The 22,895-nt window shown below is 70.6% G+C and carries 18 protein-coding genes; 13 read left to right on the top strand and 5 right to left on the bottom strand.

The window, feature by feature from the left end; all coding sequences use genetic code 11:
• Positions 1-5: 5 nt before the first annotated feature.
• Complete coding sequence (locus OG709_RS26070; protein WP_329167764.1) at positions 6-1,373, bottom strand: outer membrane protein assembly factor BamB family protein; 1,368 nt, start codon at positions 1,371-1,373, stop codon at positions 6-8.
• A 118-nt stretch (positions 1,374-1,491) separates the two neighbouring features.
• Here OG709_RS26070 and OG709_RS26075 point away from each other — a divergent pair, with 118 nt between their 5' ends.
• The 8 genes from OG709_RS26075 to OG709_RS26110 all read left to right on the top strand — a co-directional run bounded on the left by OG709_RS26075 (position 1,492) and on the right by OG709_RS26110 (position 12,386).
• On the top strand, positions 1,492-2,496 hold the full coding sequence (locus OG709_RS26075; RefSeq protein ID WP_329167765.1) for a methionine synthase: 1,005 nt from the start codon (positions 1,492-1,494) through the stop codon (positions 2,494-2,496).
• A gap of 33 nt (positions 2,497-2,529) precedes the next feature.
• Positions 2,530-4,737: an NAD-dependent DNA ligase LigA gene (ligA, locus tag OG709_RS26080; protein WP_250297661.1), complete on the top strand. Its 2,208-nt coding sequence runs from the start codon at positions 2,530-2,532 to the stop codon at positions 4,735-4,737.
• 256 nt (positions 4,738-4,993) lie between these two features.
• Positions 4,994-7,168 carry a putative bifunctional diguanylate cyclase/phosphodiesterase gene (locus OG709_RS26085; protein ID WP_250297660.1) on the top strand — a complete coding sequence of 725 codons (2,175 nt, stop codon included), beginning with the start codon at positions 4,994-4,996 and terminating at the stop codon, positions 7,166-7,168.
• Positions 7,169-7,369: 201 nt separating this feature from the next.
• Positions 7,370-7,666, top strand: a complete 297-nt coding sequence (gene gatC, locus OG709_RS26090) for an Asp-tRNA(Asn)/Glu-tRNA(Gln) amidotransferase subunit GatC (protein ID WP_250297659.1) — start codon at positions 7,370-7,372, stop codon at positions 7,664-7,666.
• Positions 7,667-7,671: 5 nt separating this feature from the next.
• On the top strand, positions 7,672-9,171 hold the full coding sequence (gene gatA, locus OG709_RS26095) for an Asp-tRNA(Asn)/Glu-tRNA(Gln) amidotransferase subunit GatA (RefSeq protein WP_266640612.1): 1,500 nt from the start codon (positions 7,672-7,674) through the stop codon (positions 9,169-9,171).
• Positions 9,168-9,407 (top strand): hypothetical protein, encoded by a 240-nt coding sequence (locus tag OG709_RS26100; RefSeq protein ID WP_250297657.1) that lies wholly within the window; start codon positions 9,168-9,170, stop codon positions 9,405-9,407. Before gatA ends, OG709_RS26100 begins: the two co-directional genes overlap by 4 nt.
• Positions 9,408-9,423: 16 nt before the next feature.
• Positions 9,424-10,932 (top strand): Asp-tRNA(Asn)/Glu-tRNA(Gln) amidotransferase subunit GatB, encoded by a 1,509-nt coding sequence (gene gatB / locus OG709_RS26105; protein WP_250297656.1) that lies wholly within the window; start codon positions 9,424-9,426, stop codon positions 10,930-10,932.
• A gap of 197 nt (positions 10,933-11,129) precedes the next feature.
• Positions 11,130-12,386 carry an SLC13 family permease gene (locus OG709_RS26110; protein WP_266644866.1) on the top strand — a complete coding sequence of 419 codons (1,257 nt, stop codon included), beginning with the start codon at positions 11,130-11,132 and terminating at the stop codon, positions 12,384-12,386.
• 65 nt (positions 12,387-12,451) lie between these two features.
• Here the strand turns inward: OG709_RS26110 and OG709_RS26115 are convergent, their stop codons facing one another.
• Positions 12,452-12,838, bottom strand: coding sequence for an RNA-binding S4 domain-containing protein (locus tag OG709_RS26115; protein WP_250297655.1), 387 nt, complete (start codon positions 12,836-12,838; stop codon positions 12,452-12,454).
• Between the two features lie 166 nt (positions 12,839-13,004).
• On the opposite strand from OG709_RS26115, the gene OG709_RS26120 reads away from it, so the two are divergent.
• The 5 genes from OG709_RS26120 (at position 13,005) to OG709_RS26140 (ending at position 20,230) form a co-directional block, all read left to right on the top strand.
• The gene (locus OG709_RS26120) at positions 13,005-15,248 is read left to right on the top strand and encodes an MMPL family transporter (RefSeq protein ID WP_329167766.1); all 2,244 of its coding nucleotides are present in this window, start codon (positions 13,005-13,007) and stop codon (positions 15,246-15,248) included.
• On the top strand, positions 15,226-15,780 hold the full coding sequence (locus OG709_RS26125) for a GNAT family N-acetyltransferase (protein ID WP_329167767.1): 555 nt from the start codon (positions 15,226-15,228) through the stop codon (positions 15,778-15,780). The genes OG709_RS26120 and OG709_RS26125 overlap by 23 nt, the downstream gene beginning before the upstream one ends.
• Before the next feature lie 35 nt (positions 15,781-15,815).
• Entirely contained in the window at positions 15,816-16,484 is a 669-nt protein-coding gene (locus tag OG709_RS26130; protein WP_329167768.1) for a hypothetical protein, read from the top strand.
• A gap of 185 nt (positions 16,485-16,669) precedes the next feature.
• Positions 16,670-16,867: a hypothetical protein gene (locus tag OG709_RS26135; protein WP_250297651.1), complete on the top strand. Its 198-nt coding sequence runs from the start codon at positions 16,670-16,672 to the stop codon at positions 16,865-16,867.
• Between the two features lie 171 nt (positions 16,868-17,038).
• Complete coding sequence (locus OG709_RS26140) at positions 17,039-20,230, top strand: helix-turn-helix transcriptional regulator (RefSeq protein WP_329169207.1); 3,192 nt, start codon at positions 17,039-17,041, stop codon at positions 20,228-20,230.
• Positions 20,231-20,234: 4 nt separating this feature from the next.
• Here OG709_RS26140 and OG709_RS26145 read toward each other — a convergent pair whose 3' ends face one another.
• The 3 genes from OG709_RS26145 to OG709_RS26155 all read right to left on the bottom strand — a co-directional run bounded on the left by OG709_RS26145 (position 20,235) and on the right by OG709_RS26155 (position 22,871).
• Positions 20,235-20,411 (bottom strand): DUF6191 domain-containing protein, encoded by a 177-nt coding sequence (locus OG709_RS26145; RefSeq protein ID WP_250297650.1) that lies wholly within the window; start codon positions 20,409-20,411, stop codon positions 20,235-20,237.
• Between the two features lie 182 nt (positions 20,412-20,593).
• The gene (locus tag OG709_RS26150) at positions 20,594-21,790 is read right to left on the bottom strand and encodes a PQQ-dependent sugar dehydrogenase (protein WP_250297649.1); all 1,197 of its coding nucleotides are present in this window, start codon (positions 21,788-21,790) and stop codon (positions 20,594-20,596) included.
• Positions 21,791-21,878: 88 nt separating this feature from the next.
• Entirely contained in the window at positions 21,879-22,871 is a 993-nt protein-coding gene (locus OG709_RS26155; RefSeq protein WP_329167769.1) for an aldo/keto reductase, read from the bottom strand.
• Positions 22,872-22,895: the final 24 nt, after the last annotated feature.

Consider the following 22,895-nt stretch of genomic DNA (forward strand, 5'->3'; position numbering starts at 1 on the left):
ACCGCTCACTCCGCCAGCGCCAGATCCACCGAGGAGAAGGCGAAGTCCGCCCAGCCGATCAGGACCACCCCGGACCCCGCCCCGCGGATCGCGGGAAGCGACCTCTGGTCCTCGTTCTCGCCCTGGAACAGTGACTTCGGCAGATCCGCCCGGGACAGTTCGTGACCGGTACGCGCATCGAGCACCAGGAGCCGGGCGGAGGCGGGCACCTTGTCCCGCCGGGCATCGAGTGGCGGGACGCCCTGGGTGACGTACACCCGGCCGTCGGCTATCCAGGGCCTGCCGAACTCAAGCCCCTTGGTGGCCGGGTGGGTCCAGGCGGTTCGGTTCCCCTCCGCGGTCACCCGTATCGCGGTGAGAGTCCGGCTGCTGCTGGAGTCGAACACCATGATGTTGTCGTCGGCGTAGCCGAGAGACAGGTCGTTCGACAGCGCTGTCGAACGGGTCCGGGGCCGGCTGCCGGAGACATCGGTCACGACCAGTGCGTCGCGCACGGACGCGGTCGCCATGGTGTGGTCGTCGAGGCGCCAGTAGCCGGTGATCTCGTCCTTCAGCTGCCAGCGAGGGTGGCCCGTGCTCCGGTCCATACCGGACAGGACGTACTCGTCACTGCTGCCCTCGCAGTCGGTGGCCCGGTACGCCACCACGTCCTTCAGAGCGACGGGGGCCCGGACGGCCCACTTCCGGCACCCCTTGGGCGGGGGAGCCGTCCAGAGCCGCTTGCCGTCGTGCACGGCAAGAGCGGTGACCGAGGCCGGCTGGCTGAGGATCACCGTGTCCTCGTCGAGCCAGAGCCTGCTCTGCCCGGACTTCGCGTCGCCGGGCACCTTGACGTGCCAGCGCGGCTTGCCGCTGTGTGCGTCGATCCCGACCACGAGCTGGTCGTCGAACGAGAGCACCACCGTGTCCCGGGAGTTCGTCACGTCCACCAGGCCGGTCTTCTCCCGCCCGTAGTGCCAGTAGCTCTTGCCCGTACGGAGAGAGAACGCCGTGACGCCCCTGGGCTCCTCGTGCAGGTACAGCCCACCGGCGATCCCGCTCATGGAGCCCTCGAAGGTCGCCACCACCCTGCTGGGCTTCACGGGCGCACTGCTGCCGAGCGCCGCCGGGAAGTCGCCGTGCGGCCCGCTCATCTGCTCGTGGTAGCGGGTGAGGTACGTGTACGTCTGCCAGCCACCGATGGCCAGCGCGAGCACCACCGCGACGGTCACCAGCTTGACCGCCCTGACCCGGACCCACGCAGCCGTGGCACGCGCCGACTCGGCGGGGCTGCGCCGTATCCGCGGGACGCGCCCGTCGGGGCCCACCACCGGCGGGTCCTCCGACTCCGTGCCGCTGGAGTTCCAGGTCCAGCCGTCCAGATCGTCCTTCATCGCTCTCCCCCGATTGCTGTGCGCCAGATGGTAGTACCGCCCACTGACAGCGCGACCGCTGCCCCGGCCCCGGCCTCGGCCGTCATCCGGCTGTCCCTCCTGCTCGTAGGCTTTGTGCGTGAGCGAGAAGAGCAAGTTCAGCTGGGGACCGGCCACCGGGATCGGTTCCATGCCGGGCGGCGACGCGCGGGAGACCGCGAAGACCGTCATCGGGTCCTTCGAGGACTTTCCGTATCTGGCCGAACTGCCCGCGCGCGGGCCGGGCTCCGACATGATCGGGCGGACCATCGGGCTGCTCGTCGAGATGTACGCCCACCTGGAGCCCAGCGGCTGGCGCGTCAGCGACCGGCCGGGTCACGACACCCGTCGTGCACGCTCCTGGCTGGGCGAGGACCTCGACGCGCTGGAGGAGTTCACCCAGGGGTACGAAGGGCCGCTCAAGGTGCAGGCCGTCGGGCCCTGGACGCTGGCCGCCGGGCTCGAACTGCGGGGCGGAGAGGCCGTTCTCGGCGACTCCGGCGCCTGCCGGGACCTCACCGCCTCGCTCGCCGAGGGGCTGCGCGGGCACCTCGCCGAGGTGCGCCGCCGGGTGCCGGGCGCTCAGCTGGTGCTCCAGCTCGACGAGCCGTCGCTCGTCTCCGTACTGCGCGGGCAGATCAGGACGGCCAGCGGTTACCGGACCCACCGGGCCGTGGACCGGCAGCTCGTCGAGGGCGCGCTGCGCGACGTGATGGCGGTCAGCGACGGTCCGGTGATCGTGCATTCCTGTGCGCCCGACGTGCCGTTCGCGCTGCTTCGGCGGGCCGGCGCCGCAGGCGTCTCGTTCGATTTCAGCCTTCTCACCGAGCGTGACGAGGACGCGATCGGAGAGGCCGTGGAGGGCGGTACCCGGCTCTTCGCCGGAGTGGTGCCCGGCACCGACACCGCATTGTCAGACCCTGCCGGTAGCGTCATGGGTGTCAGGACGCTGTGGCGCAGGCTGGGGCTGAATCCGGGGACTCTCACCGAGTCCCTGGTGCTCACCCCGGCGTGCGGGCTGGCGGGCGCTTCGCCCGCGTACGCCCGTGCGGCCCTCGCGCACTGTATCCGTGCGGCGAAGTCGCTCGCGGACAACCCTGAGTAACGGGCTGAGTTCCATCAACGGGAGGACGAGACGGTGGCTGTCGAACAGCAGGGTGCTGTGCCTGCGGAGGCGCGGGAGAACCACGCGCAGCTGGCCGAGCAGATCGAGGAGCACCGCTTCCGGTACTACGTGAAGGACCAGCCGGTCGTCAGCGACGCCGAGTTCGACACGCAGCTGCGCGCGCTGGAGGCCCTGGAGGAGCAGTACCCGGAGCTGCGGACCCCCGACTCGCCGACCCAGAAGGTAGCGGGGGCGTACGAGACGGAGTTCACGTCCGTGCAGCACCGGGACAGGATGCTGTCGCTGGACAACGCCTTCGACGACGAGGAACTGGCCGCCTGGGGCGAGCGGGTGGCCCGGGACGTCGGTTCGGCCGGTTACCACTTCCTGTGCGAGCTCAAGGTGGACGGCCTGGCCGTCAACCTCACCTACGAGAACGGCAGACTGACGCGGGCCGCCACCCGCGGCGACGGCCGCACCGGCGAGGACATCACGCCGAACGTCATGACGATCGCCGACATCCCGCACCGGCTGCGCGGCGAGCGGATCCCGGCGCTCGTCGAGATCCGCGGCGAGGTGTACTTCCCGATGGACGCCTTCGAAGGGCTCAACGCCCGGCTGGTGGAGGCAGGCGACAAACCGTTCGCCAACCCGCGCAACGCCGCGGCGGGTTCGCTGCGCCAGAAGGACCCGAAGATCACCGCGACGCGTCCGCTGCACATGGTGGTGCACGGCATCGGTGCCCGTGAGGGCTTCGACATCGACTGCCTGTCGCACGCCTACGAGCTGCTGCACGAGTGGGGCCTGCCCACGGCCCAACACAACAAGGTCGTCGACGACCTCGCGGGCGCACGGGAGTTCATCGCCTACTTCGGCGAGAACCGGCACTCCGTGGAACACGAGATCGACGGCGTCGTCATCAAGCTCGACGAGATCCCGCTCCAAGGACGGCTCGGCTCCACCTCGCGCGCGCCGCGCTGGGCGATCGCCTGGAAGTACGCGCCGGAGGAGGTCAACACCAAGCTGGTGAACATCCGCGTCGGTGTGGGCCGTACGGGCAGAGTCACCCCGTACGCCCAGGTCGAGCCGGTGACGGTGGCCGGGTCCGAGGTCGAGTTCGCCACCCTGCACAACCAGGACGTGGTGAAGGCCAAGGGCGTGCTCATCGGTGACACGGTGGTGCTGCGCAAGGCGGGGGACGTCATCCCGGAGATCCTCGGCCCGGTCGCGGACCTGCGGGACGGCAGCGAGCGGGAGTTCGTGATGCCCGCCGAATGCCCCGAGTGCGGGACGGCGCTGCGCCCGATGAAGGAGGGTGACATCGACCTCCGCTGCCCCAACTCCCGCTCCTGCCCGGCCCAGTTGCGCGAACGGCTCTTCTACCTGGCCGGGCGCAAGTGCCTGGACATCGAGAACTTCGGCTATGTCGCCGCGGCGGCGCTCACCCAGCCCCTGGAGCCCGCCGAACCGCCGCTGCGCGACGAGAGCGACCTGTTCGACCTCACGATCGACCAGTTGCTGCCCATCAAGGCGTACGTCCTGGACCAGGACAGCGGACTGCCCAAGCGCGACCCGAAGACCGGCGAGGAGAAGATCGCCACGGTCTTCGCCAACCAGCAGGGCGAGCCGAGGAAGAACGCCCTGGCGATGCTGGACAACATCGCGGCGGCGAAGACCCGGCCACTGGCCAGGATCATCACCGGGCTGTCGATCCGGCACGTGGGCCCCGTCGCCGCCGAGGCACTGGCCCGCGAGTTCCGCTCACTGGACCGGATCGAAGGGGCCACGGAGGAGGAGCTGGCCGCCGTCGAAGGTGTCGGGCCGACCATCGCGGCCTCGCTCAAGCAGTGGTTCGACGAGGAATGGCACCGGGAGATCCTGCGCAAGTGGCGGGCGGCCGGGGTCCGTACGGAGGACGAGGGCAGTGGCGAGGACGAAGGCCCCCGCCCGCTGGACGGGCTCACCGTGGTGGTCACCGGCACCCTGGAGCACCACACCCGCGACGGCGCGAAAGAAGCACTCCAGAGCCTCGGCGCGAAGGTCACCGGCTCCGTCTCCAAGAAGACGGCCTTCGTGGTGGTGGGGGACAGCCCCGGCTCCAAATACGACAAGGCGATGCAGCTGAAGGTCCCCGTGCTGAACGAAGAGGGCTTCGCCGTACTGCTCGAACAAGGACCCGACGCGGCCCGCGAGGCGGCGGTACCGGCGGATGAACCGGCAGACGGTCCGGCAGCGGAGTAGCCGCAGGACCGGGCCCAAGCTCACCCGTTCGGCGCATAGCAGATGGTTAAGGATGGTCGGGTCGCATTCGGGCAAGACCTGCAGACGGCTGCCCGTCGGGGCCTTCTGCGGCCTACTGTTGAACAGTGCGCCCGTCGTGCACGGCTTCCAAACGGTCTCCCCTGCTCCCCCGGAGCTCGGGACGGGTTCAAGTCGTGATGGCACGACAGAGGGCCATCGCGTGGCATGGGCACTGCCGGCTGTGAGAGGGACGGGCATGAAACCGACCGAGAGCGCCGATCCGGACGGGCGAGTGCGCGGCCTCGCGTACTTCGCTCACTCCGTGTCGAAGCTGTCCGCCTTCCCCTTCGTCGTGGGACTGGCGGCCATCGCTCTGGCGACCGGGCTGCTGCAGGCGGTCCGGGACGGCAGCGCGCTGTTCCCCGACGGCACGGTCGGCTGGGCACTGGCCGTGCTCACCGGCGTCATCGTGGGCCATCTGGTCGCCCTCGGCCGCGACCGCTGGTGGGGCGGCACCGGATCCGGCGCCGCCCTCACTCTCGCCGTACTGCTGCTGTACGGCTGGCTGCCGGCCGCGCTGGTCAGCCTGGCCGTCGTCGTCCTGGTCGGGGCGGCGCGCAGCCACCGCTGGCGGCAGGGGCTGCTGCACGGCGCGTCCGACATCCTGGGCATCGGCGCCGCCGCTCTCGTCCTCGCCGCGTTCGGGGAGGCCCCGACCGTCGAGCACCCCTGGCGGCCACTCCACTGGGGGATCGGCTCCGCGTTAGAAATCGTGGTGGCGGCCTGCGCCTATCTGCTGGTGACCAGGGTGCTGCTGTGGTCCGCGCTGGCGCCGCACAACGGCGGACTTCCGACGGTGGCCCGCACGGCACTGGTCAGGCAGGGCCTCGTCGGCGTCGCCCTGCTCGGTATCGCCCCGCTGATCTGCGTGGTCGGTATGTCGCTGCCGTTGCTGCTGCCGCTCTTCGCGGTACCGCTGATCGCCCTGGATTCCACGCTGTGGATCGCGAGGGCCCGCGCGGAGGAGCAGTTGCGCGACCCGCTGACCGGACTGCCCAACCGCCAGTGGCTGTTGGAGCGGACCTGGGCGGCGCTGTCGGAGGCGGAGAGCAGCGGAAGCAGATCGTCGCTCGTGCTGATCGACCTCGACCGGTTCCGGTCGGTCAACGACACGCTCGGCCATCTGGCGGGCGACAGGCTGCTGTTGCAGATAGCAGACCGGCTGCGGCTCGCGCTGCCGCGCGGCGCGGAGGTCGCGCGGCTGGGCGGCGACGAGTTCGCGGTACTGCTCCCGGTGGCCGACTCGGCGACGAGCGTGATGCGCATCGCCCGCCATCTCGTCGCCGAACTGGGCTCCCCGCTCGACCTGGACGGACTGACGCTGGTGCTGGAGGCGAGCGCCGGCGTCTCCGTCTTTCCCGACCACGCGCTGGACGCCGAGGGGCTGCTCCAGCGGGCGGACGTAGCGATGTACCAGGCGAAGCGGGACCGCACGGGCGTCGAGGTCTACGAGTCCAAGCGGGACTCCAACACACCTGACCGGCTCGGACTGCTGGGTGACCTGCGGCGCGCCCTCGACGCGGGTGACGTGGAACTGCACTACCAGCCGAAGGTCCGGTTCGACGGACAGGTGGCGGGACTTGAAGCACTGGTCCGGTGGGTGCACCCGGAGCGCGGCAGGGTCCCCCCGGACGAGTTCATCGCGATCGCCGAGTCGTCCGGGCTGATGCCGCACCTCACCGAATACGTACTGGAGACGGCCCTCGCCCAGGTCGCCAAGTGGCGCGCGCAGGGCCTGAAGGTCCCGGTGGCGGTCAATGTGTCGCCGCGCGACGTGCACACCCCCGGCTTCGCGGGCGCGGTGGCCGCGCGGCTGGCCCGGCACGGCGTGCCGCCGGGCGCCCTCCAGTTGGAGATCACCGAACACGTCCTGCTGGAGGACCCGCAGCGGGCGGCCGACACCCTGGCCGGGCTGACCGCGCACGGCGTGAAGATGTCGCTGGACGACTTCGGCACCGGGTACTCCTCACTGGTCCACCTGCGCCGGCTGCCGGTCAGCGAACTGAAGATCGACCGGTCGTTCGTGGCCCGGCTGGCGGTGGACAACGAGGACGCGGAGATCGTCCGCTGCACCGTCGACCTGGCGCACTCGCTGGGCCTGATCGTCGTCGCCGAGGGCGTCGAGGACGACGAGACCTGGGAACGGCTGAGGGACCTGGGCTGCGACGCGGTGCAGGGATGGCTGGTGGCCGCGGCGATGCCGCCGCACGAGGCGACCGCGTGGCTGCTGGCGCGTGGGTCCCGGGGATGGCAGCGGCCCGCGGAACTGGCGGCTGCGGCTGCGGCTGCCGCGGCGGCGGAGCAGGAGAAAAGGATGGGTCAGGTCGTACTGCACAGCAGGCCGGGCCGGCCGCCGGAGCCGCGGCCGTAGCGACAAGCACGTACCCGCAGACGGGGTTTCCCCCGGCCCGCACGGCATCGGGGGAGTGGAACAGCCCCGTGCGCAGACCCCGTGGAACGACCGTCCCGTCCCGGTCACCACCACCCCAGGGGAATCCGTTTAGTGAGCAGGGGCCCCCGCCCCATAGGATTGGGCCAAAATCCACTCACACTCACCCCTGAGGATCGCCGCATGCCTGGCATCACGCGCGAGGAGGTCGCCCACCTCGCACGGCTGGCACGTCTGGAGCTGAAGGCCGAAGAGCTCGATCACTTCGCCGGACAGCTCGACGACATTCTCGGCGCGGTCGCCCGCGTCTCCGAGGTCGCCGATCAAGACGTACCGCCGACCTCCCACCCGCTGCCGCTGACCAATGTCATGCGCGCGGACGAGGTCCGTCCGTCGCTCACCCCGGAGCAGGCCCTCTCCGGTGCCCCCGCCCAGGAGCAGCGGCGTTTCAAGGTGCCGCAGATCCTGGGGGAGGACTAACAGTCATGACGGACATCAACATCATCAAGCTCACCGCCGCCGAGATCGCCGAGAAGATCGCTTCCGGGGAGCTCACGGCCGTCGAGGTCACCGAGGCCCACCTGGCCCGCATCGCGGCCGTCGACGAGAAGGTGCACGCCTTCCTGCACGTCGACCGCGAGGGCGCGCTCGCGCAGGCCCGCGCCGTCGACGCCAAGCGGGCGAACGGCGAGAAGCTCGGTCCGCTGGCCGGCGTTCCCCTGGCGCTGAAGGACATCTTCACCACCGAGGGCGTCCCGACCACCGTCGGCTCGAAGATCCTCGAAGGCTGGATCCCGCCGTACGACGCGACCGTCACGAAGCGCCTCAAGGCCGCCGACGTCGTCATCCTCGGCAAGACCAACATGGACGAGTTCGCCATGGGGTCGTCGACGGAGAACAGCGCCTACGGACCCACCGGCAACCCCTGGGACCTCACCCGGATCCCCGGCGGCTCCGGCGGCGGCTCGTCCGCCGCGCTTGCCGCGTACGAGGCCCCGCTCGCCATCGGTACGGACACCGGCGGTTCCATCCGCCAGCCCGCTGCCGTCACCGGCACCGTCGGGGTCAAGCCGACCTACGGCGGGGTCTCCCGCTACGGCATGGTGGCGTTCTCGTCCTCCCTCGACCAGGGCGGTCCCTGCGCCCGTACGGTGCTGGACGCGGCCCTGCTGCACGAGGCCATCGCCGGGCACGACCCGCTCGACTCGACCTCCATCGACGCCCCGGTCCCGCCGGTCGTCGAGGCCGCGCGCAACGGCTCGGTCGCCGGGCTGCGGGTCGGCGTCGTCAAGCAGTTCCGCGGCGAGGGCTACCAGGCCGGGGTCATCCAGCGCTTCGACGAGTCGGTCGAGCTCCTCAAGGGGCTCGGCGCCGACATCGTGGAGCTGGACTGCCCCTCGTTCGACCTGGCTCTTTCGGCCTACTACCTGATCGCCCCGTCGGAGTGCAGCTCCAACCTGGCCCGCTTCGACGCCATGCGGTACGGCCTGCGGGTGGGCGACGACGGCACGAAGTCCGCCGAGGACGTCACCGCGCTCTCCCGCGAGGCCGGTTTCGGCGACGAGGTCAAGCGCCGCGTCATCCTCGGTACGTACGCGCTCAGCTCCGGCTACTACGACGCGTACTACGGCAGCGCCCAGAAGGTCCGCACGCTCATCACGCGGGACTTCGAGAAGGCATTCGAGCAGGTCGACGTGATCGTTTCGCCGACCACGCCCACCACCGCCTTCCCGATCGGTGAGCGCGCCGACGACCCGATGGCGATGTACCTCGCCGACCTGTGCACCATTCCGACCAACCTGGCCGGCAACTCCGCCATGTCGCTGCCCTGCGGCCTGGCCCCGGAGGACGGGCTGCCGGTCGGCCTGCAGATCATCGCCCCCGCCATGAAGGACGACCGTCTGTACAAGGTCGGGGCCGCCGTCGAGGCCGCCTTCGTGGAAAAGTGGGGACACCCGCTGCTTGAGGAGGCTCCGTCGTTGTGAGTGCTGTGAGCAAGGCCAAGGGATTCAAGAAGTCCAAGGCCGGTACGTACCTGTCCATCGGAACCACCGCCTTCGGTGCGCTGAGCGTGGTCAAGCAGGCCAAGCAGGCCCGTACCGAGAACGACACGCTCCGTCTGGTCGACGCCGTCGTCTCCGCCGCCGCCATCGCCACCGGCATCGCTCTGCTCCTGCGTGAGCTGAAGCGCCTGGGCGACGACGACGTCCTGCTGGGCTGAGAGGGAAAGTCTCATCGTGACCGTCACTGAACTCGCGTCGTACGAGGAAGCCCTCACGACGTACGACCCCGTCATGGGCCTTGAGGTCCATGTCGAACTCGGCACCAGGACCAAGATGTTCTGCGGCTGCTCGACCGAGCTGGGTGCCGAGCCCAACTCGCAGACCTGCCCCACCTGTCTGGGTCTGCCGGGCTCGCTGCCGGTCGTCAACGCGATCGGCGTCGAGTCGGCCATCAAGATCGGCCTCGCGCTGAACTGCGAGATCGCCGAGTGGTGCCGCTTCGCCCGGAAGAACTACTTCTATCCGGACATGCCGAAGAACTTCCAGACCTCGCAGTACGACGAGCCGATCGCCTTCAACGGCTATCTGGACGTCCAGCTGGAGGACGGCGAGACCTTCCGGGTGCAGATCGAGCGCGCCCACATGGAGGAGGACACCGGAAAGTCGCTGCACGTCGGCGGCGCCACCGGCCGTATCCACGGCGCGTCCCACTCGCTGCTCGACTACAACCGCGCGGGCATCCCGCTCATCGAGATCGTCACCAAGCCGATCGAGGGTGCCGGGGAGCGTGCCCCCGAGGTCGCCAAGGCGTACGTCGCCGAGCTGCGCGAACTCATCAAGGCGCTCGGCGTCTCCGAGGCCCGGATGGAAATGGGCCAGATGCGCTGCGACGTGAACCTGTCGCTGCGTCTGCACGGTGTCGAGAAGCTCGGCACCCGCTCGGAGACGAAGAACGTCAACTCGCTGCGTTCGGTGGAGCGCGCCGCCCGCTACGAGATCCAGCGCCACGCCGCGGTGCTGAACTCCGGCGGTTCGATCGTGCAGGAGACCCGGCACTTCCACGAGGAGGACGGCTCCACCACGGCCGGCCGCATCAAGGACAACGCCGAGGACTACCGCTACTTCCCGGAGCCCGACCTGGTCCCGGTCGCGCCCGCGCGCGACTGGGTCGAGGAGCTGCGAGCCGAGCTGCCCGAGCTGCCGCGCGTACGCCGTAACCGGCTGCGTGAGGAGTGGGGCGTCTCCGAGTTCGACATGCAGTCGATTCTCAACGCCGGTGCGATCGAGCCGATCGTCGCGACGATCGACGCGGGCGCCCCGTCCGACCAGGCCCGCAAGTGGTGGATGGGCGAGCTGGCCCGCAACGCCAACGAGACCGGCCGTGAGCTCGCGGCGCTGCCGATCACGCCCGAGCAGGTCGCCCGGGTGGCTGCGCTCGTCGCGGCGGGCGACCTCAACGACAAGCTGGCCCGCCAGGTCATCGACGGCGTGCTCGCCGGTGAGGGCGGCCCGGACGAGGTCGTGGAGAAGCGCGGTCTGAAGGTCGTCTCGGACGACGGCGCGCTCGGCGCGGCCGTGGACGAGGCGATCGCCTCCAACGCGGCGATCGCCGACAAGATCCGCAGCGGGAAGGTGGCCGCGGCCGGTGCGCTCGTGGGCGCCGTCATGAAGGCCACCCGGGGTCAGGCGGACGCGGCACGGGTGCGCGAGCTGATCCTGGAGAAGCTCGGCGCCGAGGGCTGACGCCTCAGGACAACGGGGGCAGGCCCCCGTTGTCCCCAATCGCCGGACGGGCTTGATTTCAAGCGCGTCCGGCGATTTTCAGCCTCTCCGGCGTTTGGAGCGGGGCCCGGGGCGGAGCCCCGGTCACGGGAACGGGCGGGGAGGGGAAAAGCTCCGCGCAGCGGCCCACCCCCCCCCACACATCTCCGGAGCACCCGCTGAACACCATCGCCGCCGAGACCCTCTCCGTAGCCCTGCTGCTCGGCGTACTCGCTTTCGCCGTCGCCCGTCCCCAGGGCCGCCCCGAAGCCGCCGCGGCCGTCCCTGCGGCCGTGATCGTCGTAGCTGTCGGAGCCGTCCCGCTCTCCGACGCGTGGGACCAGATCCGCACCCTGCTCCCGGTCGTGGGCTTCCTCGCCGCCGTACTCGTACTCTCCCAACTCTGCGCCGCCGACGGCTTGTTCGCCGCCGCGGGCGACCTGGTGGCGCGGGTCTGCGGCGGGCGGCCGGTGCGGCTGCTCGGCGGGGTGTTCGTCGTGGCCGCCGTGGTGACGGCCGTCCTCAGCCTCGACGCCACCGTCGTCCTGCTCACCCCGGTGGTCTTCGCCACGGCCGCGCGGGTCGGCGCCCGTTCGCGGCCCCACGTCTACGCGTGCGCGCATCTCGCCAACTCCGGCTCGCTGCTGCTGCCGGTCTCCAACCTCACCAATCTGCTGGCGTTCGCCGCGAGCGGGCTGACCTTCACCCGGTTCGCCGGGCTGATGGCGCTGCCCTGGCTGGCCGCCGTCGTCGTCGAGTACGCCGTCTTCCGCCGCTTCTTCGCCAAGGATCTGGCGGCGGGCGCGCACCCGACGGAGGAAGCGGAGCGGGCCGAGGTGCCGGTGTTCACCCTGGTGGTGCTGGGGCTGACGCTCGCCGGGTTCGTGGTCACCTCGTTCGCCGGGGCCCAACCGGTCTGGGCCGCCGTCGCGGGGGCGCTGGTGCTCGCGGTCCGTGCGCTGCGCCGGAGACGTACGACCGTCGTCGGCCTGGTGCGTGATGCCAACCCGTACTTCTGCCTGTTCGTCCTCGCGCTGGGCGTCGTGGTGAAGGCGGTGGTCGACAACGGTCTCGGCGACGGCATCGGCCGGCTGCTGCCGGGCGGCGCCTCGCTGCCCGCGCTCCTCGCGGTGGCCGTGGTCGCCGCCGTACTGTCCAACGCGATCAACAACCTGCCGGCGATCCTGGCACTGCTGCCGGTGGTCGGCCCCGCAGGCCCCGGGCCCGTTCTGGCCGCGCTGATCGGCGTCAACCTCGGGCCGAACCTGACGTACGTGGGCTCGCTCGCCACGCTGCTCTGGCGCCGCATCATGAACGAGCACGGGAGCGAACCCGAGCTGGGCACCTTCTCCCGGCTCGGCCTGCTGACCGTCCCGGCGACGCTGGCCGTGTCGACCGTCGCGCTGTGGGGCGCGCTCCACCTGTTCGGGGGCTGACCGGGCGCCCACTCCCGTGCGGCCCTCCCGTGCGGAAGGGCCGCTCGGGCCGAAGGGGCGTGCGGTCAACGCCCCCGGATGTCCCCGCGCAGCTGTTCCATCTCCCGCCGGTCCCGCTTCGTCGGCCTTCCCGTGCCCCGGTCGCGCACCGGGATGTCGACCGTGGCCTCGCGCGGCGGGGGCGGCGGGCTGTTGTCCACGTAGCACTCGGCGGCGACCGGCGGGCCCACCCGCTTGCGCACGGTCCGCGACACCTCGACGATCCGTTCGCGACCCGCGTGGAACAGCCGGACCTCGTCGCCCGCCTGCACCGGATGGGCGGGCTTCACCCGCTCCCCGTTGAGCCGGGCGTGACCGGCGCGGCAGGCGGCAGCCGCCTGTGAGCGGGTCTTCGTGAGCCGTACCGACCAGATCCAGGTGTCGAGCCGTACGGTCCCCTCGTCTGCAGCCATGCACCGACCCTACGGCCGTTCGTGTCCCTGTGACTAACCCCACGAAAGCGGCAATTGATCACGTTTCGATGTCAGAGTGACTCGTCAAAGGTCATACGCTCTTTTCGGTCTATTCCCGATAAAGACCTTGTAATCGCCCGGGTCGAATCACCGAGGGAGCAGTCCGTTGGCAGCCATCGCGCGATGGTGCATCAGGCACCGCCTCCTCACCGTCCTGCTCTGGCTCCTGGCCCTGGGCGGCACGGCGGCTGCCGCCGGAGTCGCCGGATCCGCGTACTCCAACGACTACGAGGCACCCGGTACGGAATCGGGCCGGGCCACCGCCCTGCTCGACCAGGGCTTCCAGGGCCAGGGCGGCGACAGCGACACCATCGTCTGGCACACCGACGAGGGCAGCGTCCGGGCCTCGGGCGTCGAGCAGCGGATGACGCAGACCCTGAACCGGATCGACGGCCTTCCCGGCATCGCGTCCGTCGGCGCACCGCAGACCAGCCAGGACGGGCACACCGCCTACGCCACGTTCACCTTCGACGCACAGTCCGACGAGATCCCCAAGGCACAGGTCCAGACGGTCGTCGACACCGCGAAGGCGGCGGAGGCCCACGGGCTCCAGGTCGAACTCGGCGGCAGCGCGATAGGACTCACCCAGACGACCAGCGCGCACACCAGCGAGATCATCGGGGTGGCCGTCGCCGCGCTCGTCCTCTTCCTCGCCTTCGGCGCCTTCGCCGCCAGCCTGCTGCCCATCGCCACCGCACTGGTCAGTGTCGGTACGGCGTACGCGGGGATCGAACTCCTCGGCCATGTCATGACCGTTGCCGACTTCGCGCCGATGCTCGGCATGCTGATCGGCCTCGGCGTCGGGATCGACTACGCGCTCTTCATCGTGACCAGACACCGCAAGGGGCTGCGCAGCGGTCTGCCGGTCGCCGAGTCGGTGACGCAGTCGGTGGCCACGACCGGACGTGCGGTCGTCTTCGCCGGTGCGACGGTCTGTATCGCCCTGCTCGGCATGCTGATCCTGCGGCTGAGCTTCCTCAACGGTGTCGCCATCGCCGCCTCGCTCACCGTCGTACTGACCGTGGCGGCCTCGGTGACCCTGCTGCCCGCGCTGCTCTCCTTCATCGGGATGCGGGCGCTGAGCCGCCGCGAACGCAGACGGCTCGCCGAGCGCGGCCCGCAGCCCGAGCTGCCCACCGGATTCGCCGCCCGCTGGTCCGCCTTCGTGGAGCGGCACCCGAAGCTGCTCGGCACGTTCGCCGCCACCGTGATGCTGGTCCTGGCGCTGCCGACGTTCGGGCTCCATCTGGGCACGTCCGACCAGGGCAACAGCCCGGCGGGATCGACCACCCGGCAGGCGTACGACCTGCTCGCCAAGGGGTTCGGGCCCGGCGTCAACGGCCCGCTCACCCTGGTCGCCCAGCTCGACGGGGCGGGGGACCGGGTCGCTCTCGACAGACTGCCCGACCAACTGCGCGCGACCCCGGATGTCGCCTCCGTCAGCCCGGTCACGTACAACAGCAGCGGTGACACGGCCGTGCTGACCGTCGTCCCGGACTCCTCCCCGCAGTCGCAGAAGACCAGCGACCTCGTCGACCGGCTGCGCACGGACGTGATTCCGAAGGCCGAGGACAGCACGTCACTCGCCGTCCACGTCGGTGGTGTCACCGCGAGCTACGACGACTTCGCCCAGGTCATCGTGGGCAAACTCCCGCTGTTCGTCGGTGTGGTGATCGCGCTCGGCTGCGCGCTCCTGCTGCTGGCCTTCCGCTCGGTCGGCATTCCGCTGAAGGCCGCCGTGATGAATGTGGCCGCCGTGGCCTCGGCCTTCGGGGTCGTGGTCGCGGTCTTCCAGTGGGGATGGGGGAGCGAACTGCTGGGACTCGGCAGCGCCGGGCCGATCGAACCCTTCCTGCCCGTGATCATGGTCTCGGTGCTCTTCGGGCTCTCCATGGACTACCAGGTGTTCCTGGTGAGCCGCATGTACGAGGAGTGGCTGGAGACCGGCGACAACCGGCGGGCCGTACGGGTCGGCCTGGCCGAGACCAGCCGCGTGATCAACTCGGCGGCCGTCATCATGATCTCCGTCTTCCTGGCCTTCGTCCTCAGCGGTGACCGCGTCATCGCGATGTTCGGCATCGCGCTCGCCGCCGCCGTGGCCCTTGACGCCTTCGTGCTCCGTACGCTCCTGGTCCCCGCCCTGATGCATCTGCTGGGCGGCGCCAACTGGTGGCTGCCCGGCTGGCTGGACCGGCGGCTGCCCCGCATCAGCATCGAGAATCCCGGGTGCCGTACGCGTGCGAAAATTCCCCAGCAGCCCACGACCGTGCCGGAGACAGCAGAGCCGGAGACCATGGCGGCGGAGAAGACCCTGGTGGAGGAGAAGTATGTTCGCGATATCGCTCGGTGACGGCGGGGAGCTGCGGCCCCTGGAGCCCTGGCGGGCCGAGGAGTACCTGGCGCACATCGACCGTGGACGCGAGTTCATCAGCCAGTTCGTCGGACTGGCGACGGCCGCCACGGACCTGGTGTCGGCGCGGGCGTTCCTCCAGTCGTACGCGGAGAAGCAGGCCGCGGACACCGGCATGCTCTACGGCATCTGGCTGGACGGCACCCTCGTCGGTGGAGTGCTCTTCCGGGTCTTCGACAGCGCCTCGGGCACTTGTGAGGTGGGCTGCTGGCTGGAGCCGGCCGGAACGGGCCGCGGGCTGGTCACCCGCGCGGTGCGGGTGCTGATCGACTGGGCGGTGGAGGAGCGCGGAATGCACCGGATCGAATGGGAGGCTGCCTCCACGAACACCGCCAGTGTCAAGGTCGCCGAGCGCCTGGGCATGACCCGCGAGGGGGTACGGCGGGAGAGCTATCCGCACCGGGGCGTCCGGCTCGACATGGAGATGTGGTCGGTCCTCGCGGACGAGTGGCGGGCGCACAGGAAGCGTTAAGGGCGCTCTCAGAAAGGCCACCTAGCGTGCGCCGTATGAACGCCACCACCAAGCCCGACACGATCGACGACTCCGCCGCCGCAGAAGCGCAGGCCGCAGAGGCCGAGGAAGCCACGGCGGAGGCGGTCACGGAGAACGCCGACGACTCGGCCCCTCAGGTCTCGGCCCCTCGCGATTCCGCCTCTCATAGCTCCGCCCCTCACGACTCCGCCTCCGAGGAGGAGGAGACCGGAGAGGGCGAAGCCGAGGACGGGGAACCGGATGCGGACCCCGCCGTCGCTCGGCGGAGCGGGGTCGGGGCCGGAGCCGGTGCCGTCGTCGCGGCGGCGCTCGCCTTCGTCGCCCTTTCCGGCAGCTGGATGGGCACGGTGCTCTCCGAGCGCAAGACCCTGACCGGTCAGATCCACCTTCCGCAGGGCGCCTCGGCGGCGCAGCAGATCCACGAGGTCTACGCGGCCCCCTGGCACACCACCGCCCTGGTCAACGGCGGGTTCGCGCTGCTGGCGCTGATCGTCGGAGTGGTCGTGCTGGCCCTCCCGCTGTTCAGCACACCGGCCCGGACGCAAGCAGTCTGGGTGCGTGCGGTCGCCTGGGGCTCGGTCGCCGTGGCGGTCATCGGTCTGGTGATCGCCGCCGGAATGTACTTCGACCTGTTCGCCGCGCTGCCCAGCGCTCCTGCGGCGACGTCCACCCCGACCCAGTAGGGCCAGGAGCACCCGTAAGACATCCCGCGGGGGGCCTGGGCCGTACGTAAGCACACACGTACGCGGCCTAAGGCCCCTCCGCCATGAGGATGCGGCACTCGCCCGATGTGGCGGACCCCCCTGGCAGACCAGGATCGAGGCACCGAAGGAAGCCGGAACCGGCCTCCGCCACAGGGGAGAACGCCATGTTTCACCACCAGCTCCAGAAGTTCCGCACCGCCGACCTCATGCGTGAGGCCGAGGCCGAGCGCCTGGCCGACCAGGCCCGCGCTGCCCGCCGGACCGCGCGCAGGACCGTGCGTCGTGCCGCCCGCGGGTCCCGGAACCAGGACACGGGAGGGCAGGTGGATTCGTCGAGGTCACGTTTCGCCTCAGCAGCCTGATGACCGTGCGGCTTGAGCAGCCTGATGACCGTGCGGCTTGATGAGCGACGCGACGGGGGGCATAGTCGTCCCGCCCGTAGTCGTACGGAGGGCATGGCGGTCACGGCGGGCGTGGTCGTCGCGGCGGGCGGCGGCCGGAGAACGGGGGCCGTCCGGTCGGGCCGCTGTGCGATGCTCGGCGATGTGGAATTCAAGTCAGTCAGCCCCGTATTCGTGGGTCGCGCCGACGAGTTGGCCGCCCTCGACGGCGCGCTTGCCCACGCGGCCGGCGGAGAGCCGCAAGCGCTGCTCATCGGCGGCGAGGCCGGGGTCGGCAAGACCCGGCTCGTCGAGGAGTTCCTGGACGGCGCCTGCCGCGCGAAGGCCGTCGTCGCGGTCGGCGGCTGTGTCGAGATCGGCGCCGACGGCCTGCCGTACGCCCCCTTCTCCACCGCGCTGCGGGCGCTGCGCCGCCACCTCCCCCAGGAGATGGACGACGCGATCGAGGGCCAGGAGGGCGAACTGGCCAGGCTGCTGCCCGAATTGGGCGACACCAGCGGCCAGACGCACCACGAGGACGCCACGGCCCGGCTCTTCGAGCTGACGGCCCGGCTGCTCGAACGCATCGCTGCGGACCGCACCGTCGTGCTGGTGCTGGAGGACCTGCACTGGGCGGACGCCTCGACGCGCCATCTGCTCGCCTATCTCTTCCGCACCCTGAGCAGGGGCAGGATCGTTGTCGTCGCCACCTACCGCGCCGACGACATCCACCGCCGCCACCCCCTGAGACCGCTGCTGGCGGAGCTGGACCGGTTGCGTACGGTCCGGCGGATCGAGCTGTCCCGCTTCACCCGCGTCGAAGTGGTCCGTCAGCTGACCGGCATCCTCGCAGCCGAACCCGAACCGTCCCTGGCGCAGGAGATCTTCGAGCGCTCCGACGGCAACGCCTTCTTCGTGGAGGAACTTGCCGTGTGCAGCGGCAGCGGCTCGGTCTCCGGCATCAGCGAGTCGCTGCGCGATCTGCTGCTGGTCAGGGTGGAGGAACTGCCCGAGCAGGCCCAGCGGGTCGCCCGCTTCGTGGCCGAGGGTGGCTCGACCGTCGAATACCCGCTGCTCGCGGCGGTGACCCGGCTGCCCGAGGACGACCTGATCGAGGCGCTTCGGGCCGCCGTCGGCGCCAACATCCTGATCGCGGTGCCGGACGGCGACGGCTACCGCTTCCGCCACTCGCTGGTGCGCGAGGCCGTCAGCGACGATCTGCTGCCCGGCGAACGCTCCCGTATCAACCGCCGCTGCGCCGAGGCACTGGAGGCCGACCCCACGCTCGTACGGGCCGACGCGCGCACCACGCGTCTTGCGGGCTACTGGTACTACGCCCACGACGCGGCGAAGGCCCTGCCCGCCGTACTCCTGGCCTCCGCCGAGGCGCGGCGCCGACACGCCTACGCCGAGCAACTGCGGCTGCTGGAACGGGCGATGGGGCTCTGGGACAGCGCGCCCGCCCAAGTACGAGATGGGCTGCGGCCGATCGAAACCGCCGACGCCTACCCGGCCTACGGCTACGGAACCGGCGCCTCCGCGCTGCGCTATCTCGACCTGCTCGCCGAGGCGGCGGTCGCCGCACGTTTCTGCGGCGAGCGCGAACGCGCCCTGAAGATCATCAGGAAGGCCCTGCGGCTCATGGGGGAGGGCGAGAACGGCCCTGCCGCGCTCATCGGGAACGGCGAGAACGGCCCTGCCACGCTGGTCGGGCAGGGAGACCCCCTCCGCGCTGCCTGGTTCTGGACCGAGTGCTCGAAGCTGGTGCAGGGCCTGGCACGCGGTAACGGCTGGGAGGAGATCGCCACCGCCCAGGAACTGGTGCGCGGACTGCCCCCGTCCGCGGTCCACGCCCAAGTGCTCGCCACCGCCGCAGGCTGGGCCATGCTCCACGAGCCGGGCCCGGACAGTCTGGCCGCCGCGGAGCGGGCGGTGGACTACGCCCGGCTCGTCGGCGCGGAGGAAATCGAACTGAACGCCCGGCTCACGCTCGGCGGTCTGCTGGTCGACTCAGGCGACATCGAGACCGGCCTCACCACGATGTACGCCGCGGTGAACCGCTCCGCCGAACTCGGCCTGATAGGCGAACTCTGCCGCGCCCATACCAATCTGACATCGAACCTGGAATCCATCGGCTGCTCCGGCAAGGCGGTGGCCGTGGCCGAGGCCGGGGTGGAACTGGCAGCCAGGTACGGCCTGCACGACCAGGAGGCCTGGATCCGCAGCAATATGACCGACTCGCTCCTCTCGCTGGGGCGTTGGGACGAGGCATCGGCCTGCGCCCACCGCACCCTGCTGGCCGCGCGGAGCGCCAACCCTCGTGGCAACGCCTGTATCCAATTGGCGGAACTCGCCCTGCGACGCGGCGAACGGGGCACGCCTGCCGGATATCTGGAGTCCGCGAACGGGCACTTCGGCACACACGACCCGATGCCTCAGCACTCGATACCGCTGGCCCGGCTCACCGTCGCGATCGCAGCGGCACAGGGCCACATCGACGAGGTCCGGGGCGCGCTCGCGGAGGCGACGGAAGCCGGATTCCCGCCCGGGACCCAGTGCTACGGCTGGCCGCTGATGCTCGCCGCAGCCACCGCCGAGGCCAACACCCGGGGCCTACCGACGGCGGAGCCGGGGCGCCCGGACGCCCTGGCCCTGATCCGCTCGGCGGCGAAACGGCTGGCCACCCCGGTACCTCTCTGGGATGCCTACGCCCTGCACGTCACCGCCGAACTGGCGCGGGCCGAGGGCCGGGACCGGCCGGACCAGTGGGCCGAGGCAGCCTCTGCCCTGGAGCCGCTGGAGCATCCGTACGAGCTGGCGCAGGTCCGCTACCAGTGGGCCGGAGCCCTGCTCGCGCACGGTTCCGACCGGGAGCTGGCGACCGCCCTGCTCCGCCGGAGCTATGCCACGGCCGACCGGTTGGGCGCCCGGCCACTGGGGGAGGAGATCGAACTCCTGGCTCAGCGGGCCCGGGTCTCTCTCCGCGCGGACGCGGACGAGAAGGCCCCGGCACCGACGGACCCGCGCCCGGCTGTCGACGGCTTCGGCCTCACCAACCGTGAGCAGGACGTACTGCGCCTGGTCGCTGCGGGCCGTTCCAACCGCCAGATCGCCGAAGCCCTGTTCATCGCGCCGAAAACGGCGAGCGTGCACGTCTCCAACATCCTGGCGAAGCTGGGAGTCGCGGGCCGCGGCGAGGCAGCGGCACTGGCCCACCGGCTGCGTCTGTTCACAGACCTTGGCACGGACACTGCCACAGCCATCGCCACGGCGACCGGCACGGGCGCCGTGGCCGGCAGCGCCGTGGGCGGTGCCGCTGCTGGTGCGCCCGGTTCCGGCGGTTGAGTGGTCACTGAGCTGGAGGCTGTTCCTCTCGCCGGATGATCACCGTGCCCGAATCCAGATCTATCGGTCCGTGCCCTGGGTCGCCGTCGTTGAGATCGACCCGGGACAGCTCCAGCCGCTTGTTCTCGTCCTCGGTGTGCTTACGTCCGGGCGAGAACAGCTGCTCGATCATGTTGAACATTCAGACCCCCACTGTGAGCCCCGGCTCCCAGCGTAACCCCGCCCAGGGGCTGCCCAGCAGGCCCTTGCCGGGGCCCAGGACGCCCGCACGGCGCCTCGTGACGCACCGCACCGGATGTCCCGAGCTGAACCCACAAGATCGACTGGACAGCCCGCGAGCCCGGGTGATCCAAACGAGAGGTCCTAGCTCACCTCCAGCTGGAGAATCCGGTCGTCGCTCGGGCCGGGCTTCCCACGTGAGTCCGTATTGCTCGTGACGAGCCACAGCCGGTTTCCCCCGGCCGACACCACCGTGCGCAGCCGTCCGTACTTGCCCTGGAGGAAGGACTGCGGTGTCGCTGAAGGTCTGTCCCCGTTCAGCGGGATACGCCACAGCCGCTCGCCGCGCAGAGCCGCCATCCATATCGACCCCTCGGCATAGGCGATGCCGCTCGGTGAGGCGACCGCAGGCTTCCACTGCTCCACCGGGTTCACGAAGCCCGGCTTCCCGCCCTTGCCTTCCTCCTCCGGCCAGCCGTAGTTCTTCCCCGGTTGGATCAGATTCAACTCGTCCCAGGTGTGGTCCCCGAATTCGCTGGCCCACAGACGGTCGTCCTTGTCCCAGGCCAGCCCCTCCACATTGCGATGCCCATAGGTGTAGACGACGGAGTCGGGCCAGGGATCACCGTGCACCGGCTGCCCGTCGGGTGTCATCCGAAGGATCTTCCCGCCCAGCGACTTCTTGTCCTGGGCCAGGTCGCGGTCGCCGGTCTCGCCCGTGCCCGCGTAGAGCATCTTGTCCGGGCCGAAGGCGATCCGCCCGCCGTTGTGGACGGTCCCCTTGGGGATGCCCTTGAAGACCGTGTCGGGTGCTCCCAGCTGCTCACCCGGGGGCTGCTTCTCGTCGTACAGCATGCGCGCTATGCGGTTGTCGGAGGCGGTGGTGAAGTACGCGTAGACCAGATGGTCCGTGGCGTACGAAGGGGAGAGCGCTATCCCCAGCAGGCCCCCCTCGCCGGCCGGGGCGACCCCCGCCACCTTCCCGACCAGGGTCTTCTTGCCGCTCTTCGCGTCGACCCTGGTGATCGTGGCCTCGTCACGTGAGGAAACCAGCAGATCTCCCTCAGGGAGCACGGCGAGACCCCATGGCGACCGGAGGCCCGTGGCGAGGGTCGACACCACCTTCACCGAGCCTTTCGCCGGGGGTACAGAGGCTGACGGGGAGACCGAGGCGGAGGCGGCGGGGTGTGAACCAGGACTCCGGTCCGGTGCGGAGAGTGCCCCGCCGCCCCCGGCGGAGCACCCGGCCAGCGACAGCAGCACGGATGCCGCCAACACGGCTGTCACAGCTGGACGTTGCACGGTTCTGATCCCTTCGACGACAGCACAGCTACTGTTCATACACCGCAACCCTGCCGAAGGTTCCGCACCAGGCCCGCGCACCTGCACCGCCGCACACCAGTACCACCCGCACCCCACCGCAACGGGGTCAGTCCCAGGAACCCCGCGCGGCCGGCAGCTCCGCGATCTCCCTCAGATCTTCCGTCGTCGGCACCAGTTCCGCAGCGCGGGCATTCTCCACCGCCCACCGTTCCTGCTTGGTCCCCGCCACCGGCACCACATGGGCCCCCTGCTCCAGCACCCACGCCAGCGCCACCTGCGCGGGCGTCGCTCCGTGCCGCTCGGCGACCCGCCGGAGTCCTGAGACCACCGGCTGGTTCGCCGCCATCATCTCGGCGGTGAACCGCGGATGCCGGGCCCGCACGTCGTCCGGCTCGAAACCCATCCCGGGCGTGAGCGTCCCCGTGAGGAAACCGTTCCCCAGCGGCATCGCGGCCAGAAAACCGATTCCCCGCGCCTCGCACCACGGCAGCAGCCTGTCCAGCGCCTCCGGTGACCACACGGACAGTTCGGCCTGCACCGCGCTCACCGGAAACACCTGCTGCACCCGCTCCAGCTGGCTGACCGTCGTGTCGTACAGCCGCGCACCGGAACGCCGGGAGGCTCGCGCCCCTATCGCGCAGAACCCCAGGGCCCGCACCTTCCCCGCGGCCACCAGCCCGGCCATGGCGCCCCACGTCTCCTCCACCGGGACCTCGGGATCGGGCCGGTGGAGCTGGTACAGGTCGATCACATCGGTCTGTAGCCGCCGCAGCGAGGCGTCGCACGCCCTGCGTATGTAGCCGGGACGGCCGTTGGCCACGATGTGCTGCTCGCCCGCCAGCAACCCGCACTTGGTCGAGACGAAGACATCGGTCCTGCGCTCCTTCAGTACCCGACCCAGCAACAGCTCATTGGTGAATGGCCCGTACATGTCGGCCGTGTCGAGCAGGGACGAGCCGGCGTCGAGCGCGGCATGCACGGCACGCAGAGACCGGTCCCCGCGCTGCTGCGAGCCGGTGTACGCCCAGCTCATCGGCATGCAGCCGAGCCCGATCGCGCCCACTTCGAGCGCTGCCGCCCCGATTGTCCTGCGCTCCACCTGGCCGCATCCTCCCTCTTCGCG

Origin of the sequence: Streptomyces sp. NBC_01267 (genome assembly GCF_036241575.1) — a bacterium.
Classification (GTDB): domain Bacteria; phylum Actinomycetota; class Actinomycetes; order Streptomycetales; family Streptomycetaceae; genus Streptomyces.